The organism is Aquisalimonas sp. 2447, assembly GCF_012044895.1.
GTDB lineage: Bacteria > Pseudomonadota > Gammaproteobacteria > Nitrococcales > Aquisalimonadaceae > Aquisalimonas.
Window position 1 is genome coordinate 2,733,670 of record NZ_CP050695.1, and the last position, 17,014, is coordinate 2,750,683.

Here is a 17,014-nt window from a genome sequence, read left to right on the forward strand (position 1 = left end):
ATCCCGCTGGTGCATCAAACGGGCATTATGGCGCAGCGGCTTGTCGCCCTGCCAGTACCGTGCCGGAGAGACCGGGCATGGCGGGGTTCAGCGGGGAATCTTCAGGGTGGAGCCCACGCTGATGCGGTCACCGTTGAGGTCGTTGGCGGAGCGTAGATCGGAGACGCTGACCTGGTGGTCCCGGGCGATCCCGCTGAGGGTGTCACCACGCTGTACTTCGTACTCCTGTGCCGAAGCAACCTGGGAGCCGGATGGACGGTGACGCTCGGCGTAACCGGTCACGCCCCGGGCAATGGCGCGTGCCAGGTCCCACTGGTGGTCCGCCTGGCGCAGCCGCTGCTCCTCTTCCGGGTTGGAGATAAACGCCAACTCCACCAGTACGGAAGGCATGTCCAGGGACTTCAGCACCACGAAGCCGGCCCGCTCCACGTCGCGCCGGTGAACCGGACCCACGCCGGCCAGCTCCTGGAGTACTTCTGCCGCCAGCCCGACGCTGGCCTCCAGAGTGGCCCCCCGGGAGAGGTCCACCAGCACGGAGCGGGTAAGATCATCCTTGTCGGACAGCGAGACATCGCCGAGCAGATCGGCGGTATTCTCCCGCTGCGCCAGCATGCTGGCCGCCTGGGAGGAAGCGCCCGTCTGCGACAGGGTGTACACGGAGGAGCCTCGCGGGCCGCCGCTCTCCACGGCGTCCGCGTGCAGGGAGACGAAGATGTCGGCACGGTTGGAACGCGCCGTTTCACGGCGCTCCGACAGGGGCACATAGGTATCCGAATCACGGATCATCAACGGCTTGATGCCCGGGGCCTCATCCAGCAGGTGCCGCAATTTGCGTCCCACCTCGAGGACCACCTCCTTCTCGGTGAGCCCGGTGGGGCCGATGGCGCCGGGATCCCGGCCGCCGTGTCCCGGATCGATGGCCACCACGAAATCCCGCTGGCCGCTGTCGCGGGCGGTCCGTACCGGCTCATCCCGTTGTTGGTCCGGGCTCAGGTCCACCACCAGGCGATGGCCGTACTGGTCATTCGGCCTGACCATGAAGGACTGCACACGCGCCGCCTGTTCCAGATCCAGCACCACGCGCAGATCCGTATCGCCCCGCGGGGCCGCGCGCAAGTTCTCCACAAGGCCGGCACTGGCCACGGACGGGTCACCCTCCAGGGCAGCACCGCTGAGGTCAATGACGACCCGGTGCGGATCCTGCAGGGTGAACACCTGGTGCTCCGCTTCGCCGGAGAGATCGAACACCACACGGGTACGTTCGTCGCTGGTGGACGTACGCACCTTCTCCACGTGCACCTGGCCTGCAGCAAGGGTGCCGGAGAGCAGAATCAGCAACATGGAGAGGAGTACGCGCGCCATGGAGGACAAGCCTGGTATCGGGCCACTAACAGGAACGATAGACCGGGCGCCCACTGCATTGCAAGCACAACATCAAGGAAAGCGTTTATCTTGTTGATATAAAAATCTAATCATTCAACCGCAGACACCAAGAAGGCAGCGCGCCAGTCGCTCCCCCGCGCTGTCATGACCGACCACCCGCGCGCAGCGACCGTCGCCGTGGTCGGACAGGCCCACCTCCAGGCCCCAGGGCGGCATCACGCCAACGCCCCGTTCCGGCCACTCCACCAGCACCAGCACCCCGTCTGCCAGCTCATCACGCAACCCCAGAAAATCCAGTTCGCCGGGGTCCGCCAGGCGGTAGAGGTCCAGATGCAGCACCCTGCGATCGCCGAGGTCGTAGGGTTCCATCAAGGTGTAGGTCGGGCTGCGCACCGGCCCCGTGTGCCCGGCCGCCCGCAGCAGCCCTCGCACCAGGGTAGTCTTGCCCGCCCCCAGATCACCCTGCAGGGCAACCACGCATTGGCGGCCATCCCAGGCGCGCCAAAGGTCCGTGCCCAGCCCTGCGGTGGCGTCGGCATCCGGCAGGGCCAGCGTGTGTGGAGGCAACTCGGGCCGATCGGCAGAGTGTCTCATGGCACCGGGTTCAACAACGGTCGCAGTTCCGGAAACAGGTCCGTCGCCAGCATGCCCCGTTCGCCGCGAAAAGCGGCGCGGTCACCGGCGGCGCCGTGGAGACAGCAGCCGGCCAGGGCGGCCTGCTCCGGGGTCATGCCCTGCGCCGCCAGACCGCCGATGATTCCGGAGAGCACATCGCCCGTGCCACCGGTGGCCATGCCCGGATTGCCGTCGGTGCACACATGGGGCGCACGCTCCGGGCCTGCCACGATGCTTCCGGCACCCTTGAGCAGGGCAACACCGCCATAGGCGTGACGCAGCCGGTCAACAGCGGCGAAGCGGTCCTGCTGCACCTCGGAAACACTGGCGCCCAACAGCCGGGCCGCTTCGCCCGGATGCGGCGTCAGTACCCAGTTGGCGCCTTGCCGTGGTGCGGCAGCCAGCAGATTCAGAGCGTCGGCATCGACCACCAGCGGCCCGTCAAAGCCGCACACGCCATTGAACAGCTCCTGTCCCCAGGCGCCCTGCCCGATCCCCGGCCCCACCACCACGACATCCACCGCTCCCAGGAGGCGTGGCAGTGCCGTCGTGTCGTGAACCATGAGTTCCGGTTGCGCCGCCAGATACCCGCTTGCGTGCTCGCCCCTGGTGACCACGCTGACCAGGCCCGCGCCGCTGCGGGCGGCGGCCCGGCCTGCCATGAGCGCAGCACCCGCCAGACCATGGTCACCACCGACCACCAGCACATGACCGTAGCGCCCTTTGTGGGCATTCCGGGCCCGCCGCGGAAACCAGTGACGCAGGCCCTCGTAATCCGCGCGCCAGGCCACCGGCTCCATGCCGTCGTGCACCCCGGCCGGCACCTCCAGCCCAAAATACCGGATACGCCCCGCCTTTCCGGGCCCGTCGGCGGTAAGCAGTCCGGCCTTGAGGCCGATGAAGGTGGGCGTCAGGTCGGCGTTCACTGCATCCCCCAGCACCTGCCCGGTTGCTCCATGCAGCCCCGAGGGGATGTCCACGGCCACCACCGGCAGGTGGGAGGCGTTGATCGCCTGGACCGCGTCCAGATAACGCCCCTCCACCGGACGCTCCAGACCGGTGCCCAGCATGGCATCGACAATCAGCTGCGCGCCGGCGGGCAGTTGGCCCTGGAACGGCCGCAACACGCCGCCGTTGTCCCGGAAGCGTGCTGCCATGGTGCCGGCATCGCCCTTCAGGCGCTCCGGGTCAGCAAGGTAGAGCACCTCCACCGGGCAGCCTTCGGCCCGCGCCAGCTCGGCGATCACGTAGCCATCACCGCCATTGTTGCCTGCGCCGCAGAGCACGACCAGATGCCGCCGCTCGGGCCACTGCTCGCGCAGAGCCCCGTAGGCGCAACCACCAGCCCGCTCCATCAGCGTGGCACCGGGAACGCCGAACTCCTGAATGGCGCGACGGTCCAGCTCGGCCACCTGGTCCGGACGATACAGTTCACGGGGAAGTGCAGTCATGGTGACGAGTATAACGGTGGTCTCCGCCTATGGGGACCGCCTGCCGTGGGCGGTACAATGCCGCCATGAACCACGTGGGCAAAGACACCAGCGCTGAACTGGATATGCAGACGCTTGCCGGGCGTATACGGCGATGGGGCCGGGAACTGGGGTTCCAGGAGGTCGGGATCACGGACACGGACCTGGGGCCCACCGAGGAGCGGCTGGAGGCCTGGCTGGCGGACGGGCGCCACGGCACCATGGAGTGGATGGCCCGCCACGGCCGCAAGCGGACCCGCCCTGAAGACCTGGTGCCCGGGACGCACCGCGTGATCAGCGTGCGCATGGACTACCACCCCGGGCACCAGGCTGCATCCGCCGACACCACCCTGGACGACCCCGGCAAGGCCTTCGTCTCCCGCTACGCCCTGGGGCGGGACTACCACAAGCTCATGCGCAAACGACTGCAGCGCCTGGCCTCATGGATCGAGGCGGAGACCGGGAGCCGCGGCTATCGCGCCTTCGTGGACAGCGCCCCGGTGATGGAAAAGCCGCTTGCGGAAAAGGCTGGCCTGGGATGGATCGGCAAGCATACGCTGCTGCTGAACCATCGCGCCGGCTCGTGGTTCTTCCTCGGCGAGATCTACACCGATCTGCCCCTGCCCGTGGACACCCCGGGTACGGATCACTGCGGCAGCTGCCGCGCATGCATCGACATCTGCCCCACCGGCGCCATCACCGGCCCCTATCAGCTGGACGCGCGGCTGTGCGTGTCCTACCTCACCATCGAGCACCAGGGCAGTATCCCGGAGGAGTTGCGGCCGCTGATGGGCAACCGCATCTTCGGCTGTGACGACTGCCAGATGGTCTGCCCCTGGAACAAGTTCGCCCGGCCCACGGATGAGGCGGACTTTCACCCGCGCCACGGCCTGGATACGGCGGCGTTGATCGCCCTGTTCGCCTGGGACGAGGCGACCTTCCTGGCGCGCACCGAGGGTTCGGCCATTCGCCGGCTGGGACACCACCGCTGGCTGCGGAACATCGCCGTGGCCCTTGGCAATGCCCCCTCCACCCCGGAGGTATGCGATGCCCTGCTGGCCCGACGCGACCACCCGGATGACGTGGTCAGGGAGCATGTAGGCTGGGCCCTGGCCCGGCACGGCGAACAGGGCCTGTAGGCGACTGCCCCGGGGTCAGCTCCCCTCGGTGACGATGTCGGCAACTTCGATGTTGTCGATCAGGCGCGCCCGCCCCAGGTGCACCGCCGCCAGCACCACCAGATCGTTGGCGGGCAGATCCGGCACCGGCTCGGAGAGATCCGCTCGGCGCCGAATGCTGACGTAGTCCGGCAACATGCCCGCCGTGGCCAGCTCGCGCCAGCCGTCGCTCTCCAGCATGCCGAAATCCCGCTCGCCAGCGGCCAGGGCCTCTGCCAGCCGGCGAAGGCAACGGTAGAGCGCAGGCGCGAGCTCCCGCTGGGCAGGTTCCAGGTAGGCGTTGCGGGAACTCATGGCCAGGCCGTCGTATTCCCGGGCCGTCGGTGAGCCGATGATTTCCACCGGCATGTTCAGGTCCGTGACCATTCGCCGAATGACCTGGAACTGCTGGAAGTCCTTGCGCCCGAACACCGCGCAGTCCGGGACCACCATGTTGAACAGCTTGCACACCACCGTGGCAACGCCGGTGAAGTGGCCGGGACGGTAGGCACCGCAAAGAATCTCGGACAGCCCCGGAACGTGCACCGTGGCCAAGTGGTCCAGACCACGCGGGTAGACCTCTGCCACGGTGGGATTGAACAGCAGGTCGGCGAGCTCCTCCCGGAGCAGCTCGCTGTCACGCTCCATGGTGCGCGGATAACTTTCGAAGTCCTCCCCCGGCGCGAACTGGGTGGGATTGACGAAAATGCTGACCACGACCCGGTCGCTCACCCGGCGGGCATGGCGCACCAGCCGCAGATGACCCTCGTGCAGATTGCCCATGGTGGGCACGAACCCCACCTTCAGGCCCTGCGACTGCCACGCCCGCACCTGGGCACGCACGGCATCGATCTGGCGCTCTGTCTCCATGGGATACCCGTCAGAAGGTGTGTTCCGGCAGCGGGAAACGGCCCTCGCGGACCGCGCTGACGTAGGCCTCCACCGCTCCCTGGATGGTCTCAGCGTCGTCCATGAAATCGTGCGAGAACTTCGGCGTCTTGCCCGGCGTGATGCCGAGGATGTCCTGCAACACCAGGATCTGGCCGTCGGTATCGGCACCGGCGCCGATGCCGATCACCGGCACCGACACTTCCTGGGTGACGCGGGCCGCCACGGTGGCGGGGACGCATTCCAGCAGGATCATGTCCGCGCCCGCCTCCGCCAGCGCCCGGGCATCACTGACCATAGCGTCGGCGGCCGCCGCATCCTTGCCCTGGACCCGGTAGCCACCCAGCTTGTGCACCGACTGCGGCTGCAGACCCAGGTGGGCGCACACCGGCACGCCGGCCCCGCTGAGGCGGCTGACTGCCTCCACCTGCTCACGCCCACCCTCGAGCTTGATCATCTGCGCACCCGCCTCTTTCATCATGCGCGCACCGTTGCGCAGGGCATCGTCGACAGTGGCATGGCTCATGAACGGCATGTCCACCATCAGCAGCGCCCGTGGGCGCGCCGCGGCAACGCAGCGGGCATGGTAGATGAGGTCTTCCATGGTCACGGACAGAGTGGTCTCGCGGCCCTGCATGGTCATGCCCAGAGAGTCCCCGACCAGGATCACGTCGACGCCCGCCGCATCCGTCACGGCGGCGAAGGAGTAGTCGTAGGCGGTCAGACAGGCAATCTTGTCACCCGCGGCCTTCATTTTTGCCAGGCTGGCGACAGTGACGGGGCGCTTGCGGGATTCACCGGCGTACATAGGCACTCCGTGGTTCAGGGAAATCGGGAACGATCAGGCGATGGGCGCCGGATTGAAGAAATGACGCCCGCTGCGGATGGTCCGCAGGCGCTCAAGCAGCTGCCAGTAATCGCCGTCGTTGCTGACAAGGTCGATCTCCGCGGCGTTGACGATCAACAGCGGAGCCCGGTCATAGTGGTGGAAGAACTCCACGTAGGCATCGCTGAGCCGCTGCAGATACTCGGCATCAATGCGTTGCTCGGCCTCGATGCCGCGCTTGCGCACGCGCTCCATGAGCACGCTCACCGGCGCCTGCAGATAGATCACCAGATCCGGCGGTTGCACCTCCGGCGCCAGATGATTGTAAACCCGTTCGTACAGCTCGAACTCCTCCGGGGTCAGGGTGAGCTGGGCGAACAGCCGGTCCTTCTCGAACAGGAAGTCGGCAATGCGCGTGGTCTCGAACAGGTCGGCCTGCCGAAGCCCCCGCAGCTGCTCGGCCCGCTGCATGAGAAAGTGCATCTGCGTGGCGAACGCGGCATCCCGGGGATTCTCGTAGAAACGCTCCAGGAATGGGTTGTCTTCGGCGCCTTCCAGCAACAGTTCGCTGCCGAAACTGCCGGCAAGCCGCCGCGCCAGCGTCGTCTTGCCCACACCGATGGGCCCTTCCACCACCACGTATGCCGGGTCGTTGTGTTCAGCCATCAGCGACCGCCACTGTCGTACCGTCTGTCCGTATTCGCTGCAGGCCGGCCGCCGGACACACGCACAGCAGTTCCTGCAACGACCCCATGCCCGGGATGTGCAACCCCGGCGCCAGTTCGGCGAGAGGATACAGCACAAACGCGCGCGCATGTATACCGGGGTGCGGTACCTGCAAGCGGGGGCTGTTGATCACCGCATCACCGAACAGCAGCAGATCCAGATCCAGCGTCCGCGGCCCCCAGCGCCGGCCGCGGCGCCGTGCCTGGGCCTGCTCCTGCGCCAGCAGCACGTCCAGCACCGCCTCCGCACCGAGCATGGTAGTCACCTGCATGACGGCATTGATGAAGTCAGGTTGATCCGGCGGGCCCATGGGGGGGCTGGTGTACAGACTGGATACCGCCTCGACCTGCAGGCCATCAGTCCGCCCAAGCGCCGCGGCGGCGGCACGAACCTGGGCCTGCGGGTCATCCAGATTGCTGCCCAGACCGATCCAGGCAGTGGTTGTGCCGGTCATTATTCCGGCGTTTCCGGCGCCTCGTTGCGCCGCGGCCGACGGCGCCGACGACGGCGCTTCTTCGGCGCCCCGTCTTCCCCCGTCGGCGCCTTCTCGGCTTCACCATCTCCCTGCTGCATCGCCGTCCAGCGATCGGCCAGTTCCTGGGGCGCATCCCCCGCGGCGGCACGAATGAGCAGGAAGTCATAGGCGGCGCGGAACCGCGGATGGGACAGCAGTCGCCGTGCCCGCTTGCCCTGGTAGCGCTCCAGCCGCGGCTGCAGCAGCATGATCTCGCGCATGGGCACGCTGAAACGCTTGGGAATCGCCACCCGCTCCAGTTGCTGCCCCACCACCTCGGCGATGGCCTCCTGTAGCGCCTGAGCCGGCGACAGACTGTCGTCTGCGGCCAGCACCTCGCTCCGTTCGGTGACACGGGGCCACAGCAGCGCCGCGAACAGGAACGCCGGTGTCACCGGCTTGTCCTCGTTCACACGCCGATCGGTATTCTCCAGCGCACGCAGGATGAAGAGGTCCCAGACTTCGCCACGGTCGCCGCCCAGAACCGCCTCCGTCTGCGGGAACAGGTGACCGAACAGGCCGTACTGGCGAAGAATGGAGAACGTTGCCGCCCCGGCCCCGGCCATCAGCAGTTTCATGACCTCGTCGAACAGGCGCGCCTGGGGGACGTGATCCAGCAGTTCGGCCATCTCCGGTATGGGCGCGCCGGTGGCCTCGTCGATGCGGAAACCGAGCTTGGCGGCAAACCGCGCCGCCCGCAGCATGCGTACCGGATCCTCCCGGTAGCGGGTGGCCGGATCGCCGATGAGCCGCACTCTGCCCTCCTCGAGGTCCTTGAGGCCGTTGGCGAAATCCACCACGGAGAAATCGGCAATGCTGTAGTAGAGGGAGTTGATGGTGAAGTCACGCCGGAAAGCGTCCTCCTCCACCGTCCCGTAGACGTTGTCACGCAGGATGCGTCCGTCCTCGATCTCCACGTCGCCGTCGTTGTCATCGGCATCCGGATCGTGGAGGGCGCGGAAGGTAGCAACCTCGATGATCTCGCGACCGAAGTGAACGTGTGCGAGCCGGAATCGGCGGCCGATCAGACGGCAGTTACGGAACAAGTCCTTGACGTCCTCCGGGCGCGCATCGGTGGCGATATCGAAGTCCTTGGGTTCGCGCCCCAGCGACAGATCGCGCACACCACCACCCACTAGGTACGCCTCGAAACCGGCGTTGTGCAGCCGGTAGAGCACCTTGAGGGCCTTGTCGCTGATGTTCTTGCGGGAGACCTGATGGTCCTCCCGGGGAATGACGCGAATGCCCGCGCGTAGTTCCTCGAGTTCCTGTTCTGTCACGGATTCCAAGCTTGAGCCAGTGAAGTGAGCGCGTATAATAGCACCCTCACCGTGGTGGAAGAGAACCCGTCCGCCATAGGTGTCCCTGAATGCAAGCACGCTCCCATCGTCTAGCGGTCCAGGACGCCGCCCTCTCACGGCGGAAACCGGGGTTCAAGTCCCCGTGGGAGCGCCATATGCCCAACGCTTGACCGTCGCCAGCCCATGAACGCGTCCACCATTGAGACATCCGAACCCGGCCTGATGCGCCGGCTGGCGTCCCTGACCTACGATTCCATGCTGGTCTTCGCCGTGCTGATGGCGGCCACGGCCCTGCTGCTGCCGATTACCGGCGGCGAGGCGATGGACGGCCTCGGTCCCGCCACCTTCCTCTATCAGGCGTATCTGCTGCTGGTGGTGTTCGGCTTCTTTGCCATGTGCTGGACCCACGGCGGCCAGACCCTGGGCATGCGAGCGTGGCGGATCCGGCTGGTTCTGGCCGACGGCAGCCCGGTGCAGCTACGCGAGGCGGCCATGCGCTATGCGGCGGCCCTGCTGACCTGGATCCCGCTGGCACTGATCCTGCTCTGGACCCACCAGCACGGCCTCATTGGAATGGCCTCCGTGCCAGTGATGGGCGTGTTCGTTTGGAGTCTCGGCGGGAAGGGGCGGCTGGCCTGGCACGACCGGCTGGCCGGAACACGCCTGATCGTCATGCCCAAGGGACAGTGATCGAGAGTCCACTCACCCGTCACGGCAGTTAGGCGTCAACGAATACGCGCGGTGAAGTAGATGGCCGCCGCCAGGCAGATCAGTGTCGGTAGCAGAGCGCTGACCATGGGTGGAATGCCGTAGACCAGCCCCAGGTGGTTGAGCAGCCGGTTGGACAGATAGAAGGCGATGCCGATCATCACCCCCACGAAGATCCGCTGCCCCGCCCCGGTGGAACGCAGCGAGCCAAAGGCCAGGGGGATGGTCAACAGCAGCATGGTCAATGTGGCGATGGGCGTGCCGATCTTCAGCCACAGCGCCAGCTCGTAGCGCTCGCTTTCCAGTTCGTTGCGCTGCAGATAGCCGATGTAGGTCCACAGCTCCACCATGGACAGCGTCTCCGGGTCCACCACCACCACGTCCAGTACGTCCGGCTGCAGGCCGGCCTCCCAGAACAGGGAATCCTGGCTTTCGGTATCGACGTTGCCGCCGGCGAAACGGTTGCGCTGCACGTTCTCCAGATCCCAGCCGTCACCCGCGTAGCGGGCACGGCTGGCGGTGGTCACCTCCCGCAAACGGCGCTGGTCGTCAAAGGCATAGATGCGCACGTCCTCGAGCAACGAGGCCGAAGGCGCCGAGCCGACACTGATGAAGCGCTGCCCGTCCCGGGCCCAGAAACCGTCCCGGCTGAGCATGGAGACCTGCCCGCCCCGGGCCTGTGCCTCGACATCCAGCGAGGCGCGCTCGGCCGGGGGCGCTACCCATTCGCCGATGGCCGCTGCCACCAACGCCAGCAGGAGGCCGGCCGTCATCACCGACCGGCCGATGTTGAGCACGGACATGCCCGAAGCCCGCATGACCACCAGTTCGTGCCGGGCGGCCATGCCGCCCAGGGTCATCAGGCTGCCGATGAGGGTGGCGATGGGAAACGCCTCATACGCCCGTTGCGGCCCCGTGAGTGCGACGTAGAGAAGCGCCTGGAAGGCTGTGTACTCGTCGTCGATATCGCCGCTCTCGTCGACAAAGGAGAAGATCAGCTCCATGGACACGATAATCAGCAGCACTGTGAGGCTGCCACCGATCACGGCCCGGGCGATGTAGCGATCAAGAATGCGCATTCGCCCCTCCTGATCCGGATCGGCCGCCTCGCCGCCGCAGCACGCCGTACTGATGTGCCAGCCACAGCAACGCCACCGTCGCCGCAACCACGTGCACCGGCCACAGCCCCAGCCAAGGGGGCAACGTGCCCTCCTCCAGCCAGCCCTGGCTGACCGTGAGCCCATTGGAGTACACGGCGTAGACCAGCACGGCCAGCAGCAGCCGGCCATAGCGCCCGTCCCGGGGCGAGCTGCGGCTCAGGGGAATCGCCATCAGCCCCAGCGTCACCACCATCACCGGCATGGACAGGCGCCACTGCAGCTCGGAGATGTCACCGAGATCGTCGGACCCCCACAGCTCCGAGGTGGGCATGCCGTCCCGGCGCACCCGTACCTCCGGAGGATCCCCCTCGGCAATGCGCACGCCGTGCACGGCGTACTCGTATTCCCGCCACCGGCCCTGGCCCGGCTCGCCGTCGTAACGGCGCCCGTCCAGCAGCACCAGGTACTGATCCCCGGTTTCCGGATCCGCTTCCACGTAGCCCTCATCGGCGCTAAGAAGAATCTGCTCGCCGCCCTGACGGGTCTGCAGGAACACGTTGCGCATGCGCTCACCGTCCTCGGAGAAGCGCTCGATGTAGAACATGCCGTCCGCCTGGCTGGACTGGATGAACCGCCCGGGGCGGATGGCCTGGATCTCCACTGCCTCCTGCGCCAGCTGCTCTGCCTCGCGCCCTTCCCGGGCGGCCCAGGGCCCCATGTCCAGCGCCATCCAGGCAATGATCATGGTCAACGGTGCCGCCAGCAGGAACAGCGCCTTGTAGAGCTCTTTCGGGCCGATACCGCAGGCCCCCAGGGCAGCCATTTCGCTGTCCCGGTACAACCGGCCCAGGGCGAGGATGATACCGAGGAAAAAGCTCCCGGGGATGGCGAGGGCCAGGTAGCTCAGCGCCTTGTACCCCATGAGCTGCATGACCATGTCGCCGGGAATGGCGCCACTGGCGGCGTCCCCCAGATAGCGCACCAGGCGGTTGGTGAACAGCACGGCAGTCAGCACCAGCGTGACGGCCAGCCAGGCCTGGCCGATCTCGCGGATGAGGTAGCGGGCGACAATGGTGAACCCCACGTTGCGTTCCTTCTCCGTACCGGCCGGGAGGCCCCCGGGAATCCTGCGGCGATCTGCGTTAAACTGCGCACCGTTATTGGACGGCCTGCGCAGGATACCAGTCCCGCACCGTACGCACCGCATTCCAGCAATGACGAACGGGTCGAGGAGTTGCAGATGGAATACACCGTCAAGAGCGGGAATCCCGAGAAGCAGCGATCCGCCTGCGTGGTGGTGGGCGTGTTCGAGAACCGCCGTCTCAGCCAGTCCGCGCAGCAACTGGATCAGGCCTGCGACGGGCAGCTCACCCAGCTCGTGCGCCGCGGCGACATGGACGGACGCAAGGGCCAGTCGTTGATGCTCCACCGCGTCCCGGGGCTGGTCTGCGACCGCGTGCTGCTGGTGGGCCTCGGCCGCGAGCGCGGCTGCGATGAACGCGCCTACATCAAGGCCGTGGAGACCATGGCCGGCGCGCTGCAGGACTCCGGCGCCGGCGATGCCACCTGCTATCTCACCGAGATCGGCATCCGCGCTTGGGACGTATTCTGGCGCATTCGCGCCGCAGCCCGGACGCTGGAAACCTTCTTCTACCGATTCGACCGACTGAAGACGGCCCCGTCGGAGCAGCCCCGCATCAACCTCCGGCGGGTCACCTTCAGTGTCCCCAGCCGTCGCGAGCTCTCCGGCGGTGAGCAGGCCGCCAGCGAGGGGGCCGCCATCGGCAACGGCATGAACGTGGCCCGTGAGCTGGGTAACCTGCCAGGCAACTACTGCACCCCGCGCCACCTGGGTGAGCAAGCCCTCGAGCTGGCCAATGGCCACCCGCGCATGGAAGCGGAACTGCTGGACGAGGCGGCCATGGACGAGCTTGGCATGGGCGCACTGCTGGCGGTTTCCAGGGGCAGCCGCGAGGAAGCGCGACTCATTGTCATGCGTTACCGGGGCGCGGACGACGACAGCGCGCCGTACACGCTGGTGGGCAAGGGCGTGACCTTCGACACCGGCGGCATATCGTTGAAGCCGGCTGCTGCCATGGACGAGATGAAATTCGACATGTGCGGCGCTGCCAGCGTCTTCGGCACTCTCTCTGCCGTGGCCGACCTGGAGCTGCCGGTGAACGTGGTCGGCATCGTCGCCGCCGTGGAAAACATGCCCGACGGCCGCGCGTACAAGCCCGGCGACGTGGTCACCACCATGTCCGGCCAGACCGTGGAGGTCCTCAACACCGACGCCGAGGGGCGTCTTGCCCTGTGTGATGCGCTCACCTACGCCGAGCGGTTCCGGCCCGCCGCCGTGGTGGACATGGCAACCCTCACCGGTGCCGCCATCGTCGCCCTGGGGCACCACACCCACGGGCTGATGGGCAACAACGGCGGCCTGGTGAACGAGCTGCTGGCAGCCGGCAGGGCAGCCACGGACCGGGCCTGGGAGCTGCCGCTGTGGGACGAGTACCAGGAGCAGCTCAAGAGCACCGTTGCCGACATGGCCAACATCGGTGGCCCGCCGGCTGGGACCATCACCGCTGGCTGCTTTCTCAGCCGCTACACGAAGAAATACCGTTGGGCACATCTGGACATCGCCGGCACCGCCTGGAAGTCCGGGGAACATAAAGGGGCCACAGGGCGCCCGGTCCCCCTGCTAACCCAGTGGCTGCTGGACCGCACGGCGCGGTAACCCGGGACCATGAGTGCAAGCCAGGTCGACTTCCATATCCTCGCCTCGGCGGACGAAAACGCCCGCCGCTCCTACGCCTGTCGCGTGGTGGAAAAGGCGCGGGAACGCGGGCACCACGTCTATCTGCGGGTCGCGGATGACACGGCGGCCGGGGAACTGGACAATCTGCTGTGGACATTCCGTGACCGCAGCTTCCTGCCCCACGCGGTGGACGCCCCCGGGGCCCCGGATGAGCCGGTACTCATCGGCACCGCGGACGGACCGTCACGCGGAGAGGCGGACGTGCTGGTCAACCTGGCCCTCACCGCCCCCGGGGAGCCGGCGCGGTATGCGCGCATCGTCGAGATCGGGGACAATCAGGACGAGGTGCTGCGGGCAGCGCGACAGCGCTTCCGGACCTACCGGGACATGGGCATCACCCCTGAACACCGCACCGTGGAGGGCGTGTGAACGACCAGCGGACGCCGCCAGTACTGGATGACGCGGTCGTTGATGGCGACACCCTCCGGCGTCGCGGTCTGTGGCTGCCGCTGCAGGACGTGACCGACGCTGGTCGCCCCCGGCTGGAGTGGGCACCGGAGCTGCCCGCGGATATCCGCGAGACGGCCGACCGGATCCTGCCCCGGGTGCGCGAACGTGCCGTCGAGGCCGCGGTGGACGCCGCACGCCGACGGCTCCGGGGCACTCCACCGGCGGATGACGGCACGGAACAGCGGTAAGACCGGCGGCAACGAATCCAATCCTTTGAATCGCGAAACCACCAACAGGCAAGGCATGGACAAGACCTACGACCCACACCGGATCGAGCAGCACTGGTACGACACCTGGGAACGCGAGAACCACTTCGCCCCCTCCGGCCAGGGGGCGCCCTACTGCATCATGATCCCGCCGCCCAATGTCACCGGCACCCTGCACATGGGTCACGCATTCCAGGACACCATCATGGATGTCCTCACCCGGTATCACCGCATGAGCGGCAACAACACCCTGTGGCAGCCCGGCACCGATCACGCCGGCATCGCCACGCAGATGGTGGTGGAGCGCCAGCTCAACGCAGAGGGCAAGACGCGCCATGATCTGGGTCGCGAGGCGTTCGTGCAGCGGGTATGGGACTGGAAACACGAATCCGGCGGCACCATCACCCAGCAACTGCGTCGCATGGGCGCATCGGTGGACTGGTCCCGCGAGCGCTTCACCATGGACGACGGTCTCTCCAGCGCGGTGCGCGAGGTGTTCGTGCGCCTCTTCGACGAGGATCTCATCTACCGCGGCAAGCGTCTGGTGAACTGGGACCCGGTGCTGCACACCGCCGTCTCGGACCTGGAAGTGGTCTCCGAAGAGGAGAAGGGCCACATCTGGCACATGCGCTACCCGCTGGCCGACGGCGACGGTCACATGGTGGTGGCGACCACACGCCCGGAGACCATGCTGGGCGATACCGCCGTCGCCGTTCACCCGGAGGATGAGCGCTTCACCCACCTGGTGGGCAAGCGTGTGCAGCTGCCCCTGTGCGATCGCACCATCCCGGTAATCGCCGATGACTACGTGGATCCGGAATTCGGCTCCGGTTGCGTCAAGATCACCCCGGCCCACGACTTCAACGACTACGCCGTGGGCATGCGCCACGACCTGGAGCTGATCAACATCCTCACCGAGGATGCCCACATCAGCAACCAGGCACCTGCCGCCTACCAGGGTCTGGACCGCTTCGAAGCCAGGGAGCGCATCGTCGCGGATCTCGACGCCCAGGGGCTGCTGGCGGCGACCGAAGACCATACGCTAATGGTGCCCCGGGGCGACCGCACCAGTGCGGTCATCGAGCCTTTCCTCACCGACCAGTGGTTCGTGCGCGCCGAACCCCTGGCAAAACCCGCCATCGAGGCGGTGGAAGACGGCCGCATCCGTTTCGTGCCGGACAACTGGAAGAACACGTACTACGAGTGGATGCGCCGCATCCAGGACTGGTGCATCTCCCGGCAGATCTGGTGGGGTCACCGCATCCCCGCCTGGTACGACGACGACGGCAACATCTTCGTCGCCCGCGACGAGGAGGCGGCCCGGGCGCAGGCGCGCGCCCATCACGGCCACGACGTGGCCCTGCGCCAGGACGAGGACGTGCTCGACACCTGGTTCTCCTCGGCCCTGTGGCCCTTCTCCACCCTCGGCTGGCCGGAGAACACCCATGAGCTGCGCACCTTCTACCCCACCAGTGTGCTGGTCACCGGTTTTGACATCATCTTCTTCTGGGTGGCGCGGATGATCATGATGGGCATGAAGTTCATGGACGATGTGCCCTTCCGCGAGGTCTACATCCACGGGCTGGTGCGGGACTCCGACGGCCAGAAGATGTCCAAGTCCAAGGGCAACGTCCTCGACCCCATCGACATCATCGACGGCATTGATCTGGAATCCCTGGTGGAGAAACGCACGTCCGGGATGATGCAGCCGCAGCTGGCCAAGCGGGTGGAGAAAACCACCCGCAAGGCCTACCCGGATGGCATCGCGCCCCACGGCACCGACGCCCTGCGCTTCACCTTCTGCTCCCTGGCCACCACCGGGCGGGACGTGGTCTTCGACATGGGCCGTGCCGACGGCTACCGCAACTTCTGCAACAAGCTCTGGAACGCCGCCCGCTACGTGCTCATGAACACCGACGGCGAGGACTGCGGCGCAGACACCGGGTCCGAGGTGCGCTACACCATCGCCGACCGCTGGATCCGCTCCCGGCTGCAGGCCACCGTCGAAGAGGTGGATCGCAACATTCGGGGCTACCGCCTGGATCTCGCGGCCCAGGCGCTCTACGAATTTATCTGGGACGAGTACTGCGACTGGTACCTGGAGCTGTCCAAGCCGGTCCTGCAGACCTCCGAGGACGGCGCGGAGCGCCGCGGTACGCGGCAAACCCTGGTGCAGGTCCTGGAGACCGTGCTGCGGCTGACCCATCCGATGATGCCCTTCGTCACCGAGGAGATCTGGCAGCGCGTTGCCCCGCTGGCCGGCCGCACGGGGCCAAGCATCATGCTGGAGCCCTTCCCGACGCTGGAGGAGGACTGGCGCGATCAGGCCGCAGAGGCAGACGTGACCTGGATCCAGACCTTCATCCTGGGCGTGCGCCGCATCCGCGGGGAGATGGACATCTCGCCGAACCAGGCGCTGCCCGTGCTGCTGCGCAAGGGCGGCAGCGAGGATCGTCGCCGGCTCGACGACTACGGCGTCTTTCTCAGCCGCCTGGCACGCCTGGAACACATCGACTGGCTGGAAACCGGCGACGAGGCGCCGGAGGCCGCCATTGCCCTGGTGGGCGAGATGGAGCTGCTGGTGCCCATGAAGGGCCTCATCGACAAGGACGCGGAGCTGGCGCGGCTGGACAAGGAGCGCAACCGGCTGCGCGGCGAGCTGGACAAGACCGAGAAGAAGCTGGACAACCCCAGCTTCGTGGAGAAGGCGCCGGAGCAGGTGGTGGCACAGGAACGCCAGCGCCTGGAGGACCGGCGCACAGCGCTGGAACAGCTCGACGCCCAGTACGCCCGTATCCAGCGACTCTGACACAGCAACGCCCGCCAGCCTGCGGACTGGCGGGCGTCGCCGCC

Annotated in this window: 16 protein-coding genes and 1 tRNA gene; 7 read left to right on the top strand and 10 right to left on the bottom strand. The window is 67.0% G+C overall.

Annotation, left to right across the window (positions count from 1 at the left end; all coding sequences use genetic code 11):
• Window positions 1-87: 87 nt before the first annotated feature.
• The 3 genes from KU884_RS12950 to KU884_RS12960 form a co-directional block, all read right to left on the bottom strand.
• Window positions 88-1,362 (bottom strand): N-acetylmuramoyl-L-alanine amidase, encoded by a 1,275-nt coding sequence (locus KU884_RS12950; RefSeq protein ID WP_167783012.1) that lies wholly within the window; start codon window positions 1,360-1,362, stop codon window positions 88-90.
• 114 nt (window positions 1,363-1,476) lie between these two features.
• Entirely contained in the window at window positions 1,477-1,977 is a 501-nt protein-coding gene (gene tsaE, locus KU884_RS12955) for a tRNA (adenosine(37)-N6)-threonylcarbamoyltransferase complex ATPase subunit type 1 TsaE (protein WP_167783013.1), read from the bottom strand.
• Entirely contained in the window at window positions 1,974-3,449 is a 1,476-nt protein-coding gene (locus tag KU884_RS12960) for an NAD(P)H-hydrate dehydratase (protein ID WP_167783014.1), read from the bottom strand. The genes tsaE and KU884_RS12960 overlap by 4 nt, the downstream gene beginning before the upstream one ends.
• A gap of 65 nt (window positions 3,450-3,514) precedes the next feature.
• Between KU884_RS12960 and queG the strand changes: the two genes are divergently transcribed.
• Window positions 3,515-4,606, top strand: a complete 1,092-nt coding sequence (gene queG, locus KU884_RS12965; RefSeq protein ID WP_167784249.1) for a tRNA epoxyqueuosine(34) reductase QueG — start codon at window positions 3,515-3,517, stop codon at window positions 4,604-4,606.
• 15 nt (window positions 4,607-4,621) lie between these two features.
• On the opposite strand, the gene panC is transcribed toward queG, so the two are convergent.
• From panC to pcnB, 5 genes are read right to left on the bottom strand one after another with little or no spacing between them, the layout of a single operon-like run.
• Window positions 4,622-5,494, bottom strand: a complete 873-nt coding sequence (panC, locus tag KU884_RS12970; protein ID WP_167783015.1) for a pantoate--beta-alanine ligase — start codon at window positions 5,492-5,494, stop codon at window positions 4,622-4,624.
• A 10-nt stretch (window positions 5,495-5,504) separates the two neighbouring features.
• Window positions 5,505-6,320, bottom strand: a complete 816-nt coding sequence (panB, locus tag KU884_RS12975) for a 3-methyl-2-oxobutanoate hydroxymethyltransferase (RefSeq protein ID WP_167783016.1) — start codon at window positions 6,318-6,320, stop codon at window positions 5,505-5,507.
• Between the two features lie 33 nt (window positions 6,321-6,353).
• Window positions 6,354-7,004, bottom strand: a complete 651-nt coding sequence (locus KU884_RS12980; RefSeq protein WP_167783017.1) for a deoxynucleoside kinase — start codon at window positions 7,002-7,004, stop codon at window positions 6,354-6,356.
• Entirely contained in the window at window positions 6,997-7,518 is a 522-nt protein-coding gene (gene folK, locus KU884_RS12985; protein ID WP_167783018.1) for a 2-amino-4-hydroxy-6-hydroxymethyldihydropteridine diphosphokinase, read from the bottom strand. Before folK ends, KU884_RS12980 begins: the two co-directional genes overlap by 8 nt.
• Entirely contained in the window at window positions 7,518-8,858 is a 1,341-nt protein-coding gene (pcnB, locus tag KU884_RS12990) for a polynucleotide adenylyltransferase PcnB (RefSeq protein ID WP_167783019.1), read from the bottom strand. Before pcnB ends, folK begins: the two co-directional genes overlap by 1 nt.
• Before the next feature lie 99 nt (window positions 8,859-8,957).
• Here pcnB and KU884_RS12995 point away from each other — a divergent pair.
• Both KU884_RS12995 and KU884_RS13000 read left to right on the top strand, forming a co-directional pair.
• Window positions 8,958-9,033, top strand: a tRNA-Glu gene (locus tag KU884_RS12995).
• Window positions 9,034-9,062: 29 nt separating this feature from the next.
• The gene (locus tag KU884_RS13000; protein WP_167783020.1) at window positions 9,063-9,569 is read left to right on the top strand and encodes an RDD family protein; all 507 of its coding nucleotides are present in this window, start codon (window positions 9,063-9,065) and stop codon (window positions 9,567-9,569) included.
• A 35-nt stretch (window positions 9,570-9,604) separates the two neighbouring features.
• Here the strand turns inward: KU884_RS13000 and lptG are convergent, their stop codons facing one another.
• Window positions 9,605-10,666: an LPS export ABC transporter permease LptG gene (gene lptG, locus KU884_RS13005; RefSeq protein WP_167783021.1), complete on the bottom strand. Its 1,062-nt coding sequence runs from the start codon at window positions 10,664-10,666 to the stop codon at window positions 9,605-9,607.
• A complete protein-coding gene (gene lptF, locus KU884_RS13010) occupies window positions 10,653-11,771 on the bottom strand; it encodes an LPS export ABC transporter permease LptF (protein WP_254432054.1) in 1,119 nt (372 codons plus the stop codon). The genes lptG and lptF overlap by 14 nt, the downstream gene beginning before the upstream one ends.
• A 156-nt stretch (window positions 11,772-11,927) precedes the next feature.
• Between lptF and KU884_RS13015 the strand changes: the two genes are divergently transcribed.
• From KU884_RS13015 to KU884_RS13030, 4 genes are read left to right on the top strand one after another with little or no spacing between them, the layout of a single operon-like run.
• Window positions 11,928-13,424 carry a leucyl aminopeptidase gene (locus tag KU884_RS13015; RefSeq protein ID WP_167783023.1) on the top strand — a complete coding sequence of 499 codons (1,497 nt, stop codon included), beginning with the start codon at window positions 11,928-11,930 and terminating at the stop codon, window positions 13,422-13,424.
• Between the two features lie 9 nt (window positions 13,425-13,433).
• Window positions 13,434-13,874: a DNA polymerase III subunit chi gene (locus tag KU884_RS13020; protein WP_167783024.1), complete on the top strand. Its 441-nt coding sequence runs from the start codon at window positions 13,434-13,436 to the stop codon at window positions 13,872-13,874.
• Window positions 13,871-14,143 carry a hypothetical protein gene (locus tag KU884_RS13025; protein ID WP_167783025.1) on the top strand — a complete coding sequence of 91 codons (273 nt, stop codon included), beginning with the start codon at window positions 13,871-13,873 and terminating at the stop codon, window positions 14,141-14,143. Before KU884_RS13020 ends, KU884_RS13025 begins: the two co-directional genes overlap by 4 nt.
• Before the next feature lie 55 nt (window positions 14,144-14,198).
• Window positions 14,199-16,970: a valine--tRNA ligase gene (locus tag KU884_RS13030; RefSeq protein WP_167783026.1), complete on the top strand. Its 2,772-nt coding sequence runs from the start codon at window positions 14,199-14,201 to the stop codon at window positions 16,968-16,970.
• The last annotated feature ends 44 nt before the right edge of the window (window positions 16,971-17,014 follow it).

Coding starts and splice junctions, on each gene's coding strand:
- KU884_RS12950 (WP_167783012.1), bottom strand. CDS start 1,362: ATGGCGCGCGTACTCCTCTCCATGTTGCTGATTCTGCTCTCCGGCACC.
- tsaE (WP_167783013.1), bottom strand. CDS start 1,977: ATGAGACACTCTGCCGATCGGCCCGAGTTGCCTCCACACACGCTGGCC.
- KU884_RS12960 (WP_167783014.1), bottom strand. CDS start 3,449: ATGACTGCACTTCCCCGTGAACTGTATCGTCCGGACCAGGTGGCCGAG.
- queG (WP_167784249.1), top strand. CDS start 3,515: ATGAACCACGTGGGCAAAGACACCAGCGCTGAACTGGATATGCAGACG.
- panC (WP_167783015.1), bottom strand. CDS start 5,494: ATGGAGACAGAGCGCCAGATCGATGCCGTGCGTGCCCAGGTGCGGGCG.
- panB (WP_167783016.1), bottom strand. CDS start 6,320: ATGTACGCCGGTGAATCCCGCAAGCGCCCCGTCACTGTCGCCAGCCTG.
- KU884_RS12980 (WP_167783017.1), bottom strand. CDS start 7,004: ATGGCTGAACACAACGACCCGGCATACGTGGTGGTGGAAGGGCCCATC.
- folK (WP_167783018.1), bottom strand. CDS start 7,518: ATGACCGGCACAACCACTGCCTGGATCGGTCTGGGCAGCAATCTGGAT.
- KU884_RS13000 (WP_167783020.1), top strand. CDS start 9,063: ATGAACGCGTCCACCATTGAGACATCCGAACCCGGCCTGATGCGCCGG.
- lptG (WP_167783021.1), bottom strand. CDS start 10,666: ATGCGCATTCTTGATCGCTACATCGCCCGGGCCGTGATCGGTGGCAGC.
- KU884_RS13015 (WP_167783023.1), top strand. CDS start 11,928: ATGGAATACACCGTCAAGAGCGGGAATCCCGAGAAGCAGCGATCCGCC.
- KU884_RS13020 (WP_167783024.1), top strand. CDS start 13,434: ATGAGTGCAAGCCAGGTCGACTTCCATATCCTCGCCTCGGCGGACGAA.
- KU884_RS13030 (WP_167783026.1), top strand. CDS start 14,199: ATGGACAAGACCTACGACCCACACCGGATCGAGCAGCACTGGTACGAC.